This window comes from Streptomyces sp. NBC_01013, from assembly GCF_045162765.1.
Taxonomy (GTDB): Bacteria; Actinomycetota; Actinomycetes; order Streptomycetales; family Streptomycetaceae; genus Streptomyces.
Genome location: NZ_CP108687.1, coordinates 996016 through 1013385 on the forward strand (window position 1 = coordinate 996016; position 17370 = coordinate 1013385).

Here is a 17370-nt window from a genome sequence, read left to right on the forward strand (position 1 = left end):
GGACAGGACGCCCCGCCGCCCCGGCCGTCGCCTCTTCACCCGAACCCCGTCCGACCCACCGAACACGAAAGGCCGCTCATGACCTCCGCATCCCCCGCCCCGTCCGGACCCCGTACCGGCGTCCGGCGCCCGGGCGAGCCCGCGCTCACCGCGCTCGGGCTCGGCGCCCCCGCCGCAGACCCGGCCGACGCGTCCCCGCACTCCTTTCCCGACGGCGGAACGTGGCGGACCGAGATCCCGTCCGTGGAGGGCCCCGAGGCACTGTCCGTCGTACTGAAGGAGAGCGCGCGGCTCGATGTCCCCGTCCACCGGATCAGCCAGGGCAGCGGCGTCTGGATGCTCAGTGACACCGAGATCACCGACATGGTCGAGGGTTGCGCCGAGCGCGGCATCGAACTCTGCCTGTTCACCGGACCGCGCGGCAGCTGGGACACCGGGGCCTCGTTCCGTACCGATTCGGGCGGGGCCGGACTGCGCGCCCGTGGCCACGACGCCCTGGCCGGGTGCGTCGAGGACGCCCTGAGGGCCTCCTCGCTGGGTGTGAAGTGCCTGCTGGTGGCGGACGAGGGGGTGCTGTGGACCTTGCACCGGCTGCGTGAGCAGGGCGTACTGCCCGCCGACACGACGTTCAAGGTGTCGGCCCTGGTCGGTCCGGTGAACCCGGCCTCCTTCGCCGTGTACGAGCAGCTCGGGGCGGACTCCATCAACATCCCGTCCGACCTGACGCTCGCCCATTTCACCGAGATCCGGCGGGCTTCGGCCGCTCCGATGGACCTGTACATCGAGGCTCCGGACGACCTCGGCGGATATGTGCGGATGTACGAGGCGGCGGAGCTGATCCGTCGCGGCGCCCCGCTCTACCTCAAGTTCGGCCTGTCCAAGGCGCCCGGCATCTACCCGTACGGCGCCCATCTGCGCGATGTCGCCCTGGAGACGGCGCGCGAGCGGGTCCGGCGCGGCCGGCTGGTCCTGGATCTGCTGGCCCGGCACGGCGCCGACGGGAACATGTCTCCGCTGGGCTCCCGGCTGCCGGGCACCCTGCGGCGCTTTCCGGCGCGATGATCCGACGCCGGGCGGGCCCGTGACCCGGACCCGCCCGGCCTCCTCCGGCGCCTCAGCCCGCGAAGGCCGTTCCGGGCAAGCCCCGGCCGGCGTCCGGCAGGACCAGCAGTGAGCCCGAGAGCGGATGCGGTGCGTCGAGTCCGGTGCGGGCGGTGGAGATGTACAGGTCGCGCAGGTCGCGGCCGCCGAAGGTGCAGGCCGTGGGTCGTCGCACCGGGAGCTCGACAACGCGGTCCAGCCGCCCGTCGGGGGTGTAGCGGCGCACCGCGGCACCGTCCCACAGGGCGACCCAGACGGCCCCCTCCGCGTCGACCGTCAGGCCGTCGGGGAAACCCGCGCCCTCCTCCACGGTCGCGAACGGGCGGCGGCCGGTGACCTGTTCGCCGTCCACGTCGAAGACGTCGACCCGGCGGGTCGGCGTGTCGATGTAGTACATCAGCCGGCCGTCCGGACTCCATCCGGTGCCGTTGCTGCAGGCCACCTTCGGGAGCACCCTCGTGGTCGTGCCGTCGGGGGCGATACGGGTGAGGCTGCCGCCGACCTCCGATTCGTCGTAGCGCATGGTGCCGGCCCAGAGCGCCCCGTCCGGCGCGACCGCCGCGTCGTTTCCACGCCGTCCCGGCTCCGCGTCGTGGACGAGCCAGCGGAAGGCGCCGTCCACGTCGTAGAGGCCGACCCCGTCCCGCAGATTGACGACGAGGCCGCCGCCGGCCCGTGGCTTGGCCGCACCGACGTGCTGTTCGGTGGCCATGACGGTCCGTCGGCCGTCGGCGGGGTCATAGGTGTGGATCCGGGCGGAGAGGATGTCGACCCAGATCAGTCGCTCGGCGGCCGGATCCCAGGTCGGGCCCTCCCCGAGTGCGGCGTGCTCCCGTACGGCGACGTCGAGGCGCGAGCGGCTCACATCTCCCTCCGGTGGTGTCCGAGGCGGCCGGAGAGCGCCTCGGCGCCCTCGACAGCGAGGGCGGCAAGCTCCGCCTCGCGCTCCTCGCTCCAGCGGATCATGGGGACGGAGACGGAGAGGGCTGCGACGACCCGGCCGGACCGGTCCCGCACCGGGGCGGCGACACAGCTCACATCGGGGTTGGACTCCCGGTGCTCCACCGCGATGCCGCGTTCCCGCACGGAGGCGAGGGCCGCTCGCAACTCTCCTTCGTCGGTGATGCTGTCGGGGGTCATCCCGGTCAGTTCGAGGCCGTCGAGGCGGGCGTCGAGCTCCCGGTCGGGGAGGGCCGCGAGCAGCATCTTGCCGACCGACGTGCAGTGGGCGGGCAGCTTGCGGCCGGCCGCCGACACCATCCGGACGGCGTGGGTGGAATCCACCTTGGCGATGTAGATGACGTCGGTCCCCTCCAGGATCGCCACGTGGACGGTCTCGTCGCAGGTCTCCGCCACCTGCCGGGCCACTTGCTGGCCCTCGGCGGCGAGATCGAGCTGCTCGGCGTACCGGCTGCCGAGCTGGTAGGTGCGGACGCCGAGGCGGTAGCGGCCCGGCTGGTCGGGGATCGTGACCAGGTACGAGCGGGCGGCGAGCGTCGTCAGCAGCTCATGGACGGTAGTGCGCGGGAGCTGCAGCTTGCGGGTCACATCGGGCGCGGAGAGCGTACCGTCGCCGTGGAGGAAGAGTTCGAGTACGTCCAGCGCCCGGGTCACCGCGGGGACGAGTCGCCCCATGGTCGTGCACCACCCTCTCGTGTTCGACATTCCGGTCAGTGACCGGCATCACGAACACAGGCTAAGCGTGGCTCACTTGCCGGGGCAATGACGAGGTGATGTGCGGCACCCAACACAGGGACAGGAGTGTCGCTTACGCCCAGGTTTCGTAGGAAAAGACGGACGAGCCACGCTGCCGCACAGGGGCCCGCGCGCCCGGTCCGGGCGCGCCTGCTGGTTCGGCGGGAGCGAGCAGGGTATTCGCTTTTCCATGTCTTCACCGAGCATCCCCTCCCATCCGCGGCGTTCCATCGGGCTGCGGAGCGTTCTGCAGCGGAGCGACCTGGCCGTGTTCCAGAACCTGGCCCAGCGGCACTGGCCGGCCGCTGGGCCCGTGCTGCCGCGGCTCAGCCGCAGCGCCAATCACGGGCTGCTGTGGTTCGGTGCGGCGGCGGGCATCGCCGCTTTCGGCGGCAGCGCCCGGGCCAGGCGGGCCGCGCTGCGCGGGATCGCGTCGCTGGCGGTGGCCTCGGCCGCGATCAACACGGTCGGCAAGGGCGCGGTGCGCCGCGAGCGGCCGATACTGGACGCCGTGCCGGTGATACGGCAGCTGAAGCGTCAGCCGATCACCACGTCCTTCCCTTCGGGGCACGCCGCTTCGGCCGCCGCGTTCGCCACCGGCGTGGCGCTCGAGTCCAAGGGCTGGGGGGCGGTGGTCGCGCCCGTCGCCCTGTCGGTGGCCGCTTCCCGCGTCTACACCGGCGTGCACTACCCGAGCGATGTGCTGGCCGGTGCCGCGCTCGGCGTGGGGGCGGCGTTCGCCCTGCGCGGCATCGTGCCGACACGGGGACAGCTGCCCGCTCCGGGGCGGCCGCCCGCCGACGCGCCCGCTCTGCCGGACGGACAGGACCTGGTCGTCGTCGTCAATCAGGAGTCGGGGACGGCGACGGCCACGGCGACGCTCGTCCGGGACGCCCTGCCGAACGCGGAAGTGGTGGAGTGCGCTCCGGCGGAGCTCTCGGCCGAGCTGGAGAAGGCGGCCGGGCGCGGCCGGGCACTGGGGGTGTGCGGGGGCGACGGCACGGTCAATCAGGCGGCCGCGGTGGCCGCCGTGCACGGCCTGCCGCTCGCCGTGTTCCCCGGCGGGACACTGAACCACTTCGCGTACGACCTGGGCATCGAGACCGTGGCCGACGTATGTGCCGCACTCGGCTCGGGAAGCGCGGTCCGGGTGGACCTCGGCCGCTTCCGTCCCGGACCGGACGGCCCCGGCGGTGCGCACGGCTACTTCCTCAACGCCTTCAGCCTGGGCGTCTATCCGGAACTGGTGCGGACCCGCGAGCGCTGGGCCCCGCGGATCGGCGGCTGGCCCGCCGGTGTCCTCGCAGCCTTCGAGGCGCTGCGCGGTGAGCGTCCGCTGGAGGCCGAACTGCAGGGGCGCAGACGGCCCTTGTGGCTGCTGTTCGTCGGCAACGGACTGTTCCAGCGCGTCGGCCCGGCGCCCGGGCGACGTCACAATCTCGCGGACGGACTGCTGGACGTACGCGTCGTGCACGGCGGCCGGTCTCCGGGCCTGCGGCTGCTGGCCGCCGCCGTCGCCGGCCCCCTGACCCGCTCCCCCATTCACGCGGCGGAGCGGCGCCAGCGGATCCGCATCTCCGGACTGAAGCCCGGCACCCCGTACGCGTACGACGGCGAAGTGGCCCACAGTCACGGCGACTTGATGATCGACAAGCTGCCTGAGGCGCTGACGGTCTACTGCCCGCGACCGATCTAGGCCAGAGGGAACGAAAGGGCGGCCGACGCCGAGTCGGCCGCCCTTTCGCATGGGCCCGCACGGCACTGGCATGTCCACATCGCAAGATACCCATCTCATTATTCGGCATCAGGGCATACGGTTGCCGTACCGATCAGCGCTTTGCGGCTCGCGTCTCGCGGTTCGCGTTCGAGAGAGGATGCACGGTCATGCCGAAGGAGACCGCCGTCTACACCCACGGCCACCACGAGTCGGTGCTGCGCTCGCACCGCTGGCGCACTGCCGCCAACTCCGCGGCCTACCTCATCGGCGAACTCCGCCCCGAAATGGACGTGCTGGACGTCGGCTGCGGTCCCGGCACCATCACCGCGGACCTGGCCGCCCTGGTCGCTCCCGGGCGGGTGACGGCAGTCGACACCACCCAGGAGATCCTGGGCCAGGCGGCCGAAACCGCGTCCGAACGGGGCCTCGACACCATCGAGTTCGCCGTCGCCGACGTACACGCGCTGCAGTTCCCCGACGACTCCTTCGACGTGGTCCACGCCCATCAGGTACTCCAGCACGTCGGGGACCCGGTGCAGGCGCTGCGCGAGATGCGGCGGGTCTGCCGTCCCGGCGGCATCGTCGCGGCCCGCGACAGCGACTACGCGGCCATGAGCTGGTTCCCCGAGTCCCCGCTCATGAACGCCTGGCAGCAGCTGTACGGCCGGGTGGCCCGGGCCAACGGCGGCGAGCCGGACGCGGGCCGCCGACTGCTCTCCTGGGCACGCGCGGCGGGCTTCACCGACATCACCCCGACAGCCGCCTCCTGGTGTTTCGCCACCCCGGAGAGCCGGGACTGGTGGAGCGGCCTGTGGGCGGATCGCACCGTCGGCTCGGTCTACGCGAAGCTGGCGGTCGACGGCGGCCACGCGACGCCCGAGGAGCTCACCGCGATCGCCGGGGCGTGGCGCACCTGGGGCGAGCAGGAGGACGGCTGGTTCATGGTCCCGCACGGCGAGATCCTCTGCCGGGCCTGACCCCCACGGCGCCAGGGGGCCGTCCTGAGCCGCGACCCCTGCTCGTCCCGCCCCCTCCGCCGAATCGATCACACACCCGTGACCGGCCAACTACCCTGTTCGGCATGGAAATCCTGGGAACCACGCTGCGCATCTGCGTCGACGACCTGGAGGCCGCGGTGGCCTTCTACGAGGACCTCACGGCGAGTCCGGCGCTGCGCTTCGAACGCGGCGGGGTGTCCGTCGCCGCCATCAGCTGCTTCCTGCTGATGAGCGGTCCCGAGTCCGAGCTGGAGATCCTGCGCAAGGTGACCGCGACGATCGCGGTGAAGGACGTCGACGAGGCCCACGCCTCCCTGACCCGGGTGGGCGCCCGCGTCATCGCGGGCCCGGTGCCCACCCCGGGCGGCCGCAATCTGATCGCGGTGCACCCGGACGGCTCGGTCTTCGAGTACGTCGACCGCAACCGGGCCGCCTGAACCCACCGCCGCGGCCCACGGGGCGCGTCGGGCCGATCAGGGCCGGGGAGGAACGGACCCGCAGGACTCCGAGACCGCTCGCGTCCGAGAGCCGTTCGCTCAGCCGCGCGCGGTGCGCATCGCCACCGCGATGCGTACCGTCCCCGCCGCCGGCTCCGTCAACCCCGCGGCCGCATGCGGTAGTTGTACGCGTCCGGTAGCGGTTCACCGCTGAGTTCGGTGAGTTCGGCCCACACCTCGTCCAGGATCTCCGCCCCCTCGCGCAGATCGGCGACCTCGAAGCCCTCGTCGAACAGGGCCCGGGCAGCTGCCCGTTCGCCCTCCGCGAGCAGGAGTCGCGCCTCCAGGAGGCGGAAGCGGCCCCGCAGACGGATGCCCGGGAACAGGCCGGCCCACACCGTGCGGGCCGCGGCGGTGCGGCCCGCCGCCAGCAGCGCCTCGATCGCCTCCCGGCCGAGGGCCGCGGTGGCCGCCGTCCAGGCCTCGCCGTCGTCACGACGCTCCGCGCACAGGTCGTCGAACGCCTCCGCGTAATGGTCGGCCGCCCGGTCCCGTTGGCCGCTCTCCTGGGCGGCGACGGCCAGGCAGCGCAACAGCGGCCAGCGGGACGGGGCGAGGGCCAGTCCACGCTCCCAGCTGCGGACCGCCTGGGCACGGTCGTCGGTGTGCCACTGGGCGACGCCGAGATGGTACTCGGTGAGCGGTTCGGCGGAGGCCGTCTCCAGCATGTCGCGCCAGTGCGGGGAGACGAGGGTGGGCCCGGGCGGGGCGACGCGGCGCGGCTCGGGGAAGGCTCCCTGCTCCAGCAGTTCCAGCCAGGGTGCCTGCTGCTCACCGAGCGTGGACTCCGCGAACGGTGTGCCGGGCAGCTTGTACCCGGCCCGCCGCACTTCGAGGGCGCCCCACCCCGATCCGGTGGCGAGGGTCTCGCCCGGCTCCGTGTCGGCGCAGCGGCGCCAGGCGTCGTACGCGGCGTCCACGTCGGCGCGCGGCAGCGCCTCGGCGAGCCGCTGCTCGGTCTCGGCACGGGCGGCGGTCCAGTCGCCGCCGTGCACGGTGGCGGGGTCCGCGGCCAGCGGCCCGTACGACTCCAGCCAGCTGAACTCGCCGCCGGGCTCCAGCGGCACGTGCTCCAGCTGGGTGCGGGCGAGTCCGGCCTGGATTTCGGCGTAGCCGACCGTGCCGGGTTCGGTGAGCCATTCCTGCCAGCGGCGGCCGCCGGGACCGCTGCCCCAGAGGAAGAGTTTGCGGCCGCGCAGCAGGTCGGTGGAGGTCTGGACGAGTCCCTGGCCGTGCTCGTCGAGCGAGGCGATCCAGCGGCGGGCGCCGTCGGGTATTTCGTAGAAGTAGTCGGCGGGAAAGTCGCTGCGCAGCGGGTACGTACGGTCGATCCCACCGCTCCCGGGGACCGGGACCCTGGTCAGGGTCCGTTCGTAGCCGAAGTGCCAGGCCTCGTCGGCGGGCGCCAGCACCCGGGTGCGTTCGCCTTCCGGGACGGCGATGTTGGACCACCAGTAGACGGGGGCGGGGTGTTCGTGCGGGTTGCGTATCCGTACGCCGACGTGGAGGAAGTCGGAGTCCTCCGGCAGCCACAGATCGACCTGGAACGGCAGGTCGCGCAGCCGCTCCCACTCCCAGAGCCGGACCATCTCGCCGCCGTCGGGCGCCGGGACCCGGGCGGCGTGCACCGGGGCGCAGGAAAGGGTGGTGTGGCCGGTCGCGCCGATGTTCCACTCGATGCCGCCGGAGAACCATGCGCCGTTGAGCGCGAAGTCGGCGGGCTGCAGCACGGGGTTGGCGTAGACGAGGTCGCGGCCGGTCGGCTTGTGGAAGAGGGAGTGGACGCGCCCGCCGAGGCCGGGGAGCACGGTGACCCGCAGCTGGTCGTTCTCGATGACGATCGCGTCGAGGTCCGCGGGGGTGCGCTCGCGTCCGTAACCGTCGAGGATCCGTACGGGGAGGACGGTGGCGAGGGGTTCGTGGCCGATCTGGCGGGCCATGTCGCGGGGCAGCCCCGCCCGGTCCCGGTCCTCGACGACGTGCATCTCGTCCAGGGGCCGCAGGGCGGGCAGCGGATTCTCCGGTCCGGTCGCCGCCGTGGGCAGGGTCAGTACGGTGCGTCGTACGGTGGTGGCCAAGGCAACCTCGCTCCCTCGCGCGGGCCGCCGCAGGTCCGGGCGCCCCCCGATGACCATGGAACACGCTGGATGCCGCCCGGACCAGGGGATCGGCCGTCAGACTTCGGCAAAAGCCGCGACCACCAGGTCGGTGAGCAGCGCTCCTGCCGTGCCGTCCGGGTCGAGATCGGGGTCGTAGACCGTGACGTTGAGGCCGACGCATCGGGGCGATCCCACGAGTGTGCGCAGCAGGGGGCCCAGCTCGCCGGGGAGCAGTCCGCCGTCGTCGGGGCTGTCGACGGCGGGCATGACGGACGGGTCGAGTACGTCGGCGTCCAGGTGCACCCAGAAGCCGTCGAGGACCGGGCTCTCCAGGCTCCGCACGATCCCGCCCGCCAGGCCGGCGGCACCCTGTTCGCGGATCTCGCCAACCGTCGCCACCGGGATCTTCAGCCCGGCGAGCTCGGTGCGGTCCTCGTCGTAGTCCCGGATGCCGAGGACCCGCACGTCCTCGTCCCGGAGATAGGGCCGCAGCCCCTCCAGGCCGGCGAGGTCCTCCTGCCCCCGGCCCGTCGCGATGGCCAGCTCCTCACCGGCCGCGGCGCCGACGCCGCCCCCGTTGCCCTCATGGCGGAAGTCGGCCGACCCGTCCACCGACACCAGTCCGTACCGGCCGATCCGGCGCAGGGCGAGCGAGGCACCGAGCTGGATGGAGCAGTCGCCGCCCAGGACGAGGGGGAAATCACCGGCCCGCACATGGTGCTCGACGCGGTCGGCGAGAGTGCGGGTGTACCGGGCGATCGCGGCGGCGTTGAAGACCCCGTCGCCCTCCTGCCACGTTCCGCGGTCGTAGCGGGGCGGCACGACGACCCCGCCCTCGGATGCGCCGAGCCGCTGCACGATCCGTTGTTCCCGCAGGGCGCCGGCGAGCTTGTAGCAGCCCGGTACGGTGCCGGGGGCGGGGGGACGGAGTCCCAGGTTGGACGGGGCGTCGAGCACCACGATATTCCGCATGCGCCTCATCCTCTGCGCCATAGGCTTGCTCCTCAATCGGTTTGTGGAACACGACAGGGACGGCGGGACACGATGAGCACGCAGCACACGTACCGAGTGATCGTGCGCGGCACGTGGGAGGGGCTGACGGACCAGGCCCGCGAGCACCTGCTGGCCGAGGTGGAGCAGCACGGTCTGGCCGGAATGCAGTTCAGCGAGGAGGGATCGCTGACCTACGACCGCGTGCTCAAGCACTTCAGCTTCCGTTACGTGGTGGTGTCGGACGCCGCGGACGGTGAGGAGATGGCCGCCGCGATCGCCGAGGACCGCGCGGAGACGGCGCTGCGGAAGGCCGGCTACGGGCATGGCGAACTGCGTTCCACCGCAACGGACATGGACACCATGAAGATCAACTTCAAGGGGCGGCGGGGGCCGGGGGTGGAATGACCGCGGGGCGATGGCTGCCGCTTCCCCCGCTGACAGTTTCCCTTCTGTCAGCCGGGGAGTGTCAGGCGGAAAGTGGTGTGCCCGGGCCTGCTGGTGACGGTGGCGGTTCCGCCGTGGGCGCCGATGACGGCACGGACGATGGCCAGCCCCAGACCTGTGCTCCCGGTGCTGCGCGAGCGAGCCTGGTCGGCGCGGACGAAGCGTCCGAACACCTCGGGCTGCACATCTGCGGGGATACCCGGCCCGTTGTCACTCACACTCACGCAGACGCCGGTCGTTGTCGCCTCGACGGTGACCGTCACCTCAGTGCCGGGTGGTGTGTGCGTGCGGGCGTTGGCGAGGAGGTTGCCGATGGCTTGCTGGAGCCGGTGCGCGTCGCCGGTGACGGTGATCGGCTCCTCGGGGAGATCGAGGCGCCAACGGTGGTCGGGGCCGGCGGCGCGTGCGTCGTCCGTCGCGTTCAGGATGAGCAACGTCAGGTCGACAGGCTGGTGTTCGAGGGGGCGTCCGGCATCCAGGCGGGCGAGGAGGAGCAGGTCGTCGACGAGACGTGTCATGCGCTGCGACTCGCCGTTGATGCGCTCCAGGGCGTGGCGGACCTCGCCGGGCACGGGGCCGTGATGGCGCAGGGCGAGTTCGGCATGGCCGCGGATGTTGGCGACGGGGGTGCGCAGTTCGTGGCTGGCATCGGCGGCGAAGTGGCGGAGTCGTTCCTCACTGGCCTGGCGGCGGGTGAGGGCGTCCTCGACGTGGCCGAGCATGTGGTTGAGGGCGGCGCCGACCTGACCGACCTCGGTGCGCGGATCCGTGTCCTGGAGCGGCCCCGGCATGGCGATCTCGCCACTGGCCAGAGGCAGTCCGGCCACCTCCGCCGCCCTGGCGGTCACTCGTTGAAGAGGGCGCAGCGAGATGCGCACCCACAGGGCCCCGGCGATGCCGGTGACCACGAGAGCCACGCCGAACAGCACGGCTTCGACCGCTTCGAGGCGGTGGACGGTCTCCTCCACCGGGTGCAGGGGCAGGCCGGTGATCAAGGTGTCCTGATCGTCACCGTGGACGGCGACAGCACGGTAGGCACCCACAGCAGAAAGGTGGATGCTGTATCCGTTTCCATCGACAGGGATCCCCGCCAGTGCGTTGCGGTCCTCGGGAGTGAGCCGGATGGATCGGTCGCCGGCGTCATCCACGACGGCGGCCTGGGTGACGACTCCGTTCAGGAGCCGGGCCCCGAAGGTCGATTCGGCCTGGCCGCGCGTGTCGGGACGGTTGTCCGCGTCGGGCTCGGCCTCGTGTTCCAGGCTGGCGGCGAACCTGCCGCCCGAGGCGGACAGCTGTTCGTCCAGCCGCCCCATCAGGAAGCCTCTCAGGGCCAGGGCAGTGGTGACACCGACGGCAAGGCAGGCGAGTGCGAGCAGGGTGACAAGACCTGCGGTGAGCTGGGCGCGCAGGGTACGTGGCACCGGCCACCTCATGGAGTGCCCGGCTTGAGGACGTACCCGACACCGCGCACGGTGTGGATCATGGGGGTACGTCCGGCGTCGATCTTCTTGCGCAGGTAGCTGATGTAGAGCTCGACGATGTGGGCACGGCCACCGAAGTCGTACGCCCAGACCCGGTCGAGGATCTGGTCCTTGGACAGCACCCTGCGAGGGTTCCTCATGAGGAAGCGCAGGAGCTCGAACTCGGTACGGGACAGGTCGACCGTGGTCCCGCCACGGTCGACCTCCCTGGCTTCCTCGTCCATGGTCAGGTCCCCCACCGTCAGCCGCTGTGCTCCCGGCTCGACGGTCATGCCTGCGCGTCGGAGCAACCCGCGCAGCCGGGCCAGGACCTCCTCCAGGCTGTAGGGCTTGGTGACGTAGTCGTCGCCGCCGGCGGTGATCCCCGTGATGCGGTCCTCGACCGCGTCACGGGCGGTGAGGAACAGCACGCAGACACGGGGTGCCTCGCGTCTGAGTGCGCGCAGGACCTGCAGTCCGTCGAGGTCGGGCAGCATCCAGTCCAGGACGACCGCGTCGGGCCGGAAGTCGCGGGCTGTCGAAAGCGCGGTCACACCGTCCGCGGCGGTGCGCACCTGCCATCCCTCCCCCGTCATGACGCCGGCCAGCACGTCCGTGACGTCGGGTTCGTCGTCGACCACGAGGACCCGCACCGGGGCTCCGTCGGGGCGGTGCAGAAGGGATGTCGTACGCGGCTCGTCCATGGTCTCCTCAGCATCCCCCGGGACGGACCACCGCAGGGCGAATGACGTCTCTGAGTTTCCTCTGAATCGACGCCCAGGCAGGCGTCGGGGCTGTTTTCAGAAGGTTCACAAAGGTTGGGCTGTGAGGCTGGCCGCCCATCGCCGGAGCAAGTCCTTGCCGGAGGAGCCCCATGACCAGCACCCTCACCACCTCAGTGACGAGCCGCGGGACGCGCCACCGGCTTCCACACCGCAGCACCGTCCCGTTCCTGGCGCCGTTGATGATCTGGGCCGGCGCCGCAGGAGTGCTGGCCCTGTGGTGGAGCGACACGGGCTCGGTGGTCGGACCGGCGGGGTGGCTCACCGGGGCGGGACGCATCACGGGACTCCTGGCCGGTTACGCCTGTGCGGTACTTCTCGCCCTGATGGCCCGCATTCCGCTGCTGGACCACACGATCGGCACCGACCGGCTCGCCCGCTGGCACGCCCTGGGCGGTCGATGCACCATTTCCCTGGTCCTGGCCCACACTCTGCTGATCATCTGGGGCTACTCCCTGACCTCCCACACCAGCGTGGTCAGCCAGACCTCCACCCTGGTCCTGCACTACCCCGACCTCCTCAAAGCCACGGCAGGGTTCCTGCTCTTCCTGGTCACCGGGATCCTCTCGGCCCGCGCGGCCCGCCGCCGGATGAGCTACGAGACCTGGCACTACCTGCACTTCGCCACCTACCTGGCCGTCTTCCTCGCCTTCGGACACCAGCTCTCCAACGGGGCCGATTTCGTCGGCAACCGCCCCGCCCAGATCGCCTGGTACACGCTGTTCCTCGGCGTCGCCGCCCTTCTCGCCTGGTACCGGTTCGCCGTCCCCGTCAGGCGCGGACTGCGCCACCGGATGCGCGTCACCGCGGTACACCCCGAGGCACCGGGAGTGGTGTCGGTCCATCTCACCGGTGAGCATCTGGACGAGCTGGGAGGCGTGCCGGGACAGTTCCTGCGCTGGCGCTTCATGACCCGCGGTCTGTGGTGGACAGCGAACCCCTACTCCCTCTCCGCCCCCGCACACCCCCGCCACCTGCGCATCACGGTCAAGACCGCGGGCGGGCACAGCGCCGCCCTGGCGCGCCTGGCACCGGGCACCCGGGTCTGGGCCGAGGGGCCCTACGGTGCCTTCACCGCGAACCGCCGCAGCACGCCCAAGGTCCTGCTCCTGGCCGGTGGCGTCGGAATCACGCCCCTGCGTGCCCTCTTCGAGACGCTGCCCGGACAGGTGACCCTCGTCTACCGGGCCCGCCGGCCCGACGACCTCGCCCTGCGCGGTGAAATCGACGCGATAGCCGCACGCCGACGGGCCACCGTGCACTACCTCGTCGACGAACCGGCCGGACACTCATCCCCCCTCAGCGCCCCGGCCCTCAGCGCTCTGGTGCCGGACCTGGCCTCTCACGACGTCTACCTGTGCGGCCCGCCCGGCATGACACAGGCCGCCCGAAACGCTCTGCGGGAAGCCGGAGTACCCGCACGGCGCATCCACCACGAGTCCTTCGCGTTCTGAGGAGCAGACATGCGCCGAGCCGTCCTCGCCACCACTGGGATCAGCGCCCTGGTCGTCGCGCTGCTCTCCCTCAAACCCCACCATCTCCCCGTGGTCGCCGGCAGCTCGCCGTCGACGCCCTCGTCGTCTCCTCACACCTCCACAGGCACGTCGCCGGGCGCATCCACCGGCACCGGCACGTTCACCGGCGATCCCGTCGACACCCAGTACGGGACCGTGCAGGTCGCGGCAACCCTCTCCAAGGGAAAGATCACCGCAGTCAAGGTTCTTCAGGCCCCGGACAGCAACGGCCGCGACCAGCAGCTCGCCGCGTACGCGCTGCCCCGCCTCACCCAGGAGGCCATCGGCGCGCAGAGCGCGCACATCGACGCCGTCTCCGGCGCCAGCTACACCAGCCAGGGCTACATCCAGTCCCTGCAGAGCGCCCTGGACCAGGCCCATGTCTGACACCGCACCCGCCCTGCGTCACGTCGAGCACGTGATGGGCACGGTCTTCTCCTTCGACATCCGGGACGAGCCGACCCCGGCCATCCGCCACGCCGTCCAGGAGGCCGTCCAGCTGCTCCACCGGGTCGACGCCGTGTTCTCCACCTATCGCCCCGACAGCTACATCAGCCGCCTGGGCCGCGGCGAAATCCGCGTCGGCGACTGCCCGCCCGAAGTCGACGAAGTGCTGGCCCTCTGCGCACAGGCCGCCCATGTCACCGACGGCTGGTTCAGCACGACCCCGGCCGGGACCCTCGACCCCTCGGGGCTCGTGAAAGGCTGGGCCATCGAAGCCGCATCCCACGTTCTCCATGCGGCAGGCGCGCACAACAGCTGTGTCAACGGCGGCGGTGACCTCCAGCTCCGCGGCCGGGCAACCGCGAACAGCCCCTGGCGCATCGGCATCGCCCACCCGCTGCACTCCGGCGAACTGTCAACCGTCATCACCGCCGGCCGCACCATGGCGATCGCCACGTCGGGCACCGCCGAACGCGGCGCCCACATCCTCGACCCGCACACCGGTGCACCTGCCGCTGCGTTCGCTTCCCTGACCGTCATCGGCCCCAGGCTGACCATGACCGACGCCTACGCCACCGCAGCCTTCGCCAGAGGCGGGGACGCACGGGACTGGCTGGAAGCACTGGGCGGCTACGAGGCATTGGCGATCCTGCCCGACGGCCGGTCGTGGCAGACGTCGGGATTCGGTCAATACGGTGCGTGAGCCGGACCTCGGCCGATGGGCCGGCACGCATTCGGCAGGATGCGCGACGTCGCGCTTCCAGTGCCTGCCGGTATCCCCCGGTGACGACCGGACAGTGGGCACGTGCGGCCGCCAGGAGGCTGACGGATCCCAGCAGGAGGTCGGCGCTCCCTTCTGCCCCGAGCCCGGCCCCGATGCCCTGCCCGGCCACGTCGCCTCTCCGTCCACCGGGTGTCGCGTACGGCACAGCCGTGAAGGAGGTACGCCCTGCAGCACCGCCCCGTCGTCCCGCCGCAAGGGGTGGCATGCCGGCTTCCCCGGGTGCGCCTCTCCCGTCCCTGAGACAATGCTGGCGGGAGGGGCCGACCGAATGCCAGGGGCCGCACGATGTCCGACACCCCGACTGCCTCAGCAGACGATCCGATCCGGATCTTCCTGCTCGACGATCATGAAGTGGTGCGTCGAGGGCTCCGTGATCTCCTGGACGCCGAGCCCGGCATGGACGTGGTCGGCGAGGCGGCCACCGCCGGCCAGGCACTGGCCCGCGGCCCCGCGCTCAGGCCGGATGTCGCCGTTCTCGACGTGAGACTGTCCGACGGTGACGGCATCACCGTGTGCCGGGAACTGCGGTCGCGCATGCCTGACCTGGCCTGTCTGATGCTGACGTCCTTCGACGACGAGGACGCCCTGCTCGATGCGATCATGGCGGGCGCCGCCGGGTACGTGCTCAAGCAGATCAACGGTTCGGACCTGGTGGCGGCCGTGCGGACGGTGGCGAAAGGCCAGTCGATGCTGGATCCCGCGACCACCGCGCGGCTCCTGCACTCGGTGCGCGGTCCCGAAGCGGGCAGCCCCCCGGAGGACGAGAGGCTCTCGGTGCTGTCCGAGCGGGAGCGTTCCGTTCTCGAGCTGATCGGCAAGGGCCTCACCAACCGCCAGATCGCCAAGCGCCTGTACTTGTCCGAGAAGACGGTCAAGAACCACATCTCCCGGCTTCTCGGGAAGCTCGGGGTGCAGCGCCGTGTACAGGCGGCCGTCATCGCCGCGGAGGTGCGGGAGCACATGGAGCAGGAGAAGTGACCTGTCCTGCGCGGTTCAGTCATTTCCCGGGAGCAGCGGTACTTTCCATTCGAGTACGGTTCCGCCGCGAGGGCTGGGGCATGCGGTGACGGAAAGGGTCCCGCCCAGTCGCTCCGCCCGCTCTGCCAGATTCCTCAGGCCGCTGCGGGGGCCTGCTTTCGGCATACCGACCCCGTCATCGGTCACGGTCACCACCAGCAGGCCGGCGTCGGCGACCACCGCTGCCTCCACCTGATGCGCCCGCGCATGGCGGGCGACGTTGCTCAGTGCCTCCCCGATGACCGCGATCACCTGATCGGCCACCTCGTCAGGGACGTCCGTGTCGATCAGGCCCTCCATGCGCAGGGCTGCGGCGAAGCCCAGTGCGGGTGTGGCGTTGTCCACCACCTGGAGAACCCTGGATCTGAGTTTGGGGGTCTCGCCCGGCGTCCCGTGCTCCCGGAGACCGAAAATAGTGGTGCGGATGATCTTGATAGTCGCATCGAGATCGTCGATGGCGCGGTTCAGCCGCTCGACGGCCTCGGGGTGCTCGACGAACGGGCGCGCACTCTGCAGCGTCATCCCCGTCGCGAACAGCCGCTGGATCGCCAGGTCGTGCAGATCACGCGCAATCCGGTCCCGATCCTCCAGGATGCGCATTTGTTCAGCGTCTCTTCGGCGGCCGGCCAGTTCGAGTGCCAGGGCGGCCTGCCCGGCGAAACTCGGCAGCGCGGCGACTTCCGCACCGGCGAACGACGGCATGCCGTGACGTCGAGCCAGGACCAGGACGCCGCTCAGGTTCTCCTTGGTCCCTACGCTGACTGCCACCGCCGGCCCGAAACCGTCCCACCGCTCCGGTTGCGTCGTGACCCGGGCGTCGGTCCCGACGTCTGCCACCGTGACGAGGCCGTTCTCTCCCAGTGCGGCAGCGGCGAGAGTCCCCCGGCTGCTCGGCAGTACGACGCCTCGATGGGCCTCGGCCCCTTCCCCCAGGGCGAGAGAGCCGGTCAGCTCCCCGTTGGGCCCGACGAGGTAGAAGGCGCCCAGATCGGCCCCGGCGATGTCCACGGCGCGTTCCAGCATTCCTTCGAGCACCTCGGACTCGGTGGAACCGGACAGCAACGCGCTGGTGAGGTCGGAGGTCGCCGCCAGCCAGCGTTGTCTGCGGCGGCCCTCATCGTAGAGACGGGCGTTCTCGATGGCGATCCCGGCTGCCACGGCCAGGGTGGCCACGACGGCCTCGTCCTCGTCGTCGAAGTCCGACGCTCCCCGCTTCTCGGTGAGATAGAGGTTCCCGAAGACCTCGTCGCGGACTCGAACGGGCACGCCGAGGAATGAGTGCATGGGCGGGTGATGGGGCGGGAAGCCGTACGACGCCGGGTGCTCCGCAAGTTCGGTCAGCCTCAGCGGTACGGGATGACGGATCAGCTCACCGAGGATTCCGTGTCCCGAGGGGAGGTCGCCGATCTGCTCGCGCACGTCGTCACTGATTCCGATGGGCAGGAACTCGGCCAGCTTCTCGTCGCTCCCGATGACACCCAGGGCCCCGTACGTGGCGTCCACCAGCGTGACAGCAGCCTCGACGATCCCGCGCAGAACCTGCGGAAGGTCCAGCTCCCGGCCCACCGACATGACGGCTTCGAGCAGCCCGTTCAGGCGATCCCTCGTCCCCCGGACCTCGTCGAGGCGGCCCTGGAGCTCCTCCAGCAGCTCGTCGAGTCTCAGGCGCGGAATCGTCGCCGCCCGGTCCTCGGGGTCGTCCCGGCCCATGGCATACCTCCGAGGACACGACGACGCCGTACAGCGCAGATCCGCGCGTGCTCCCAACTTAAGCCCGGCCGTTACTCGGCTCATCTCGAAGCGCCGTTCCCGTCACTCCGTGTGA

At 71.3% G+C, this 17370-nt stretch carries 16 protein-coding genes; 9 read left to right on the plus strand and 7 right to left on the minus strand.

Annotation, left to right across the window (positions count from 1 at the left end; all coding sequences use genetic code 11):
- Positions 1-78 precede the first annotated feature (78 nt).
- Positions 79-1062: a hypothetical protein gene (locus OG538_RS04245; protein ID WP_406090269.1), complete on the plus strand. Its 984-nt coding sequence runs from the start codon at positions 79-81 to the stop codon at positions 1060-1062.
- Positions 1063-1114: 52 nt separating this feature from the next.
- Here OG538_RS04245 and OG538_RS04250 read toward each other — a convergent pair whose 3' ends face one another.
- Both OG538_RS04250 and OG538_RS04255 read right to left on the minus strand, forming a co-directional pair.
- Entirely contained in the window at positions 1115-1966 is an 852-nt protein-coding gene (locus tag OG538_RS04250; protein ID WP_406090271.1) for an SMP-30/gluconolactonase/LRE family protein, read from the minus strand.
- The gene (locus tag OG538_RS04255; protein ID WP_406090273.1) at positions 1963-2736 is read right to left on the minus strand and encodes an IclR family transcriptional regulator; all 774 of its coding nucleotides are present in this window, start codon (positions 2734-2736) and stop codon (positions 1963-1965) included. Before OG538_RS04255 ends, OG538_RS04250 begins: the two co-directional genes overlap by 4 nt.
- 250 nt (positions 2737-2986) lie before the next feature.
- On the opposite strand from OG538_RS04255, the gene OG538_RS04260 reads away from it, so the two are divergent.
- The 3 genes from OG538_RS04260 (at position 2987) to OG538_RS04270 (ending at position 5948) form a co-directional block, all read left to right on the plus strand.
- Entirely contained in the window at positions 2987-4492 is a 1506-nt protein-coding gene (locus OG538_RS04260; protein ID WP_406090275.1) for a bifunctional phosphatase PAP2/diacylglycerol kinase family protein, read from the plus strand.
- Between the two features lie 188 nt (positions 4493-4680).
- Positions 4681-5490, plus strand: coding sequence for a class I SAM-dependent methyltransferase (locus tag OG538_RS04265; RefSeq protein WP_406090277.1), 810 nt, complete (start codon positions 4681-4683; stop codon positions 5488-5490).
- A gap of 104 nt (positions 5491-5594) precedes the next feature.
- Entirely contained in the window at positions 5595-5948 is a 354-nt protein-coding gene (locus tag OG538_RS04270) for a VOC family protein (RefSeq protein ID WP_406090279.1), read from the plus strand.
- A gap of 158 nt (positions 5949-6106) precedes the next feature.
- Here the strand turns inward: OG538_RS04270 and OG538_RS04275 are convergent, their stop codons facing one another.
- The gene (locus OG538_RS04275) at positions 6107-8086 is read right to left on the minus strand and encodes a DUF5107 domain-containing protein (RefSeq protein WP_406090281.1); all 1980 of its coding nucleotides are present in this window, start codon (positions 8084-8086) and stop codon (positions 6107-6109) included.
- A 96-nt stretch (positions 8087-8182) separates the two neighbouring features.
- A complete protein-coding gene (locus OG538_RS04280; RefSeq protein WP_406090282.1) occupies positions 8183-9079 on the minus strand; it encodes an arginase family protein in 897 nt (298 codons plus the stop codon).
- A 72-nt stretch (positions 9080-9151) separates the two neighbouring features.
- On the opposite strand from OG538_RS04280, the gene OG538_RS04285 reads away from it, so the two are divergent.
- On the plus strand, positions 9152-9505 hold the full coding sequence (locus tag OG538_RS04285) for a DUF6204 family protein (RefSeq protein WP_406090284.1): 354 nt from the start codon (positions 9152-9154) through the stop codon (positions 9503-9505).
- Positions 9506-9552: 47 nt separating this feature from the next.
- Here OG538_RS04285 and OG538_RS04290 read toward each other — a convergent pair whose 3' ends face one another.
- Both OG538_RS04290 and OG538_RS04295 read right to left on the minus strand, forming a co-directional pair.
- Positions 9553-10977, minus strand: coding sequence for a sensor histidine kinase (locus tag OG538_RS04290; protein ID WP_406090286.1), 1425 nt, complete (start codon positions 10975-10977; stop codon positions 9553-9555).
- On the minus strand, positions 10974-11708 hold the full coding sequence (locus OG538_RS04295; protein WP_406090287.1) for a response regulator transcription factor: 735 nt from the start codon (positions 11706-11708) through the stop codon (positions 10974-10976). The genes OG538_RS04290 and OG538_RS04295 overlap by 4 nt, the downstream gene beginning before the upstream one ends.
- Before the next feature lie 170 nt (positions 11709-11878).
- On the opposite strand from OG538_RS04295, the gene OG538_RS04300 reads away from it, so the two are divergent.
- The 4 genes from OG538_RS04300 to OG538_RS04315 all read left to right on the plus strand — a co-directional run bounded on the left by OG538_RS04300 (position 11879) and on the right by OG538_RS04315 (position 15506).
- A complete protein-coding gene (locus OG538_RS04300) occupies positions 11879-13240 on the plus strand; it encodes a ferric reductase-like transmembrane domain-containing protein (protein WP_406090289.1) in 1362 nt (453 codons plus the stop codon).
- A 9-nt stretch (positions 13241-13249) separates the two neighbouring features.
- Positions 13250-13687 (plus strand): FMN-binding protein, encoded by a 438-nt coding sequence (locus OG538_RS04305; protein ID WP_406090291.1) that lies wholly within the window; start codon positions 13250-13252, stop codon positions 13685-13687.
- Positions 13680-14447: an FAD:protein FMN transferase gene (locus tag OG538_RS04310; protein WP_406090293.1), complete on the plus strand. Its 768-nt coding sequence runs from the start codon at positions 13680-13682 to the stop codon at positions 14445-14447. The genes OG538_RS04305 and OG538_RS04310 overlap by 8 nt, the downstream gene beginning before the upstream one ends.
- Positions 14448-14813: 366 nt before the next feature.
- Positions 14814-15506: a response regulator gene (locus OG538_RS04315; protein ID WP_406090295.1), complete on the plus strand. Its 693-nt coding sequence runs from the start codon at positions 14814-14816 to the stop codon at positions 15504-15506.
- Positions 15507-15521: 15 nt separating this feature from the next.
- Here the strand turns inward: OG538_RS04315 and OG538_RS04320 are convergent, their stop codons facing one another.
- On the minus strand, positions 15522-17255 hold the full coding sequence (locus OG538_RS04320) for a GAF domain-containing protein (RefSeq protein WP_406090297.1): 1734 nt from the start codon (positions 17253-17255) through the stop codon (positions 15522-15524).
- Between the last annotated feature and the right edge of the window lie 115 nt (positions 17256-17370).

What these genes read in the sequence shown, in the direction of transcription:
- OG538_RS04245 (WP_406090269.1), top strand. Translation starts at nt 79, where the DNA reads ATGACCTCCGCATCCCCCGCCCCGTCCGGACCCCGTACCGGCGTCCGG.
- OG538_RS04255 (WP_406090273.1), bottom strand. Translation starts at nt 2,736, where the DNA reads ATGGGGCGACTCGTCCCCGCGGTGACCCGGGCGCTGGACGTACTCGAA.
- OG538_RS04260 (WP_406090275.1), top strand. Translation starts at nt 2,987, where the DNA reads ATGTCTTCACCGAGCATCCCCTCCCATCCGCGGCGTTCCATCGGGCTG.
- OG538_RS04265 (WP_406090277.1), top strand. Translation starts at nt 4,681, where the DNA reads ATGCCGAAGGAGACCGCCGTCTACACCCACGGCCACCACGAGTCGGTG.
- OG538_RS04270 (WP_406090279.1), top strand. Translation starts at nt 5,595, where the DNA reads ATGGAAATCCTGGGAACCACGCTGCGCATCTGCGTCGACGACCTGGAG.
- OG538_RS04280 (WP_406090282.1), bottom strand. Translation starts at nt 9,079, where the DNA reads ATGCGGAATATCGTGGTGCTCGACGCCCCGTCCAACCTGGGACTCCGT.
- OG538_RS04285 (WP_406090284.1), top strand. Translation starts at nt 9,152, where the DNA reads ATGAGCACGCAGCACACGTACCGAGTGATCGTGCGCGGCACGTGGGAG.
- OG538_RS04290 (WP_406090286.1), bottom strand. Translation starts at nt 10,977, where the DNA reads ATGAGGTGGCCGGTGCCACGTACCCTGCGCGCCCAGCTCACCGCAGGT.
- OG538_RS04295 (WP_406090287.1), bottom strand. Translation starts at nt 11,708, where the DNA reads ATGGACGAGCCGCGTACGACATCCCTTCTGCACCGCCCCGACGGAGCC.
- OG538_RS04300 (WP_406090289.1), top strand. Translation starts at nt 11,879, where the DNA reads ATGACCAGCACCCTCACCACCTCAGTGACGAGCCGCGGGACGCGCCAC.
- OG538_RS04305 (WP_406090291.1), top strand. Translation starts at nt 13,250, where the DNA reads ATGCGCCGAGCCGTCCTCGCCACCACTGGGATCAGCGCCCTGGTCGTC.
- OG538_RS04310 (WP_406090293.1), top strand. Translation starts at nt 13,680, where the DNA reads ATGTCTGACACCGCACCCGCCCTGCGTCACGTCGAGCACGTGATGGGC.
- OG538_RS04315 (WP_406090295.1), top strand. Translation starts at nt 14,814, where the DNA reads ATGTCCGACACCCCGACTGCCTCAGCAGACGATCCGATCCGGATCTTC.
- OG538_RS04320 (WP_406090297.1), bottom strand. Translation starts at nt 17,255, where the DNA reads ATGGGCCGGGACGACCCCGAGGACCGGGCGGCGACGATTCCGCGCCTG.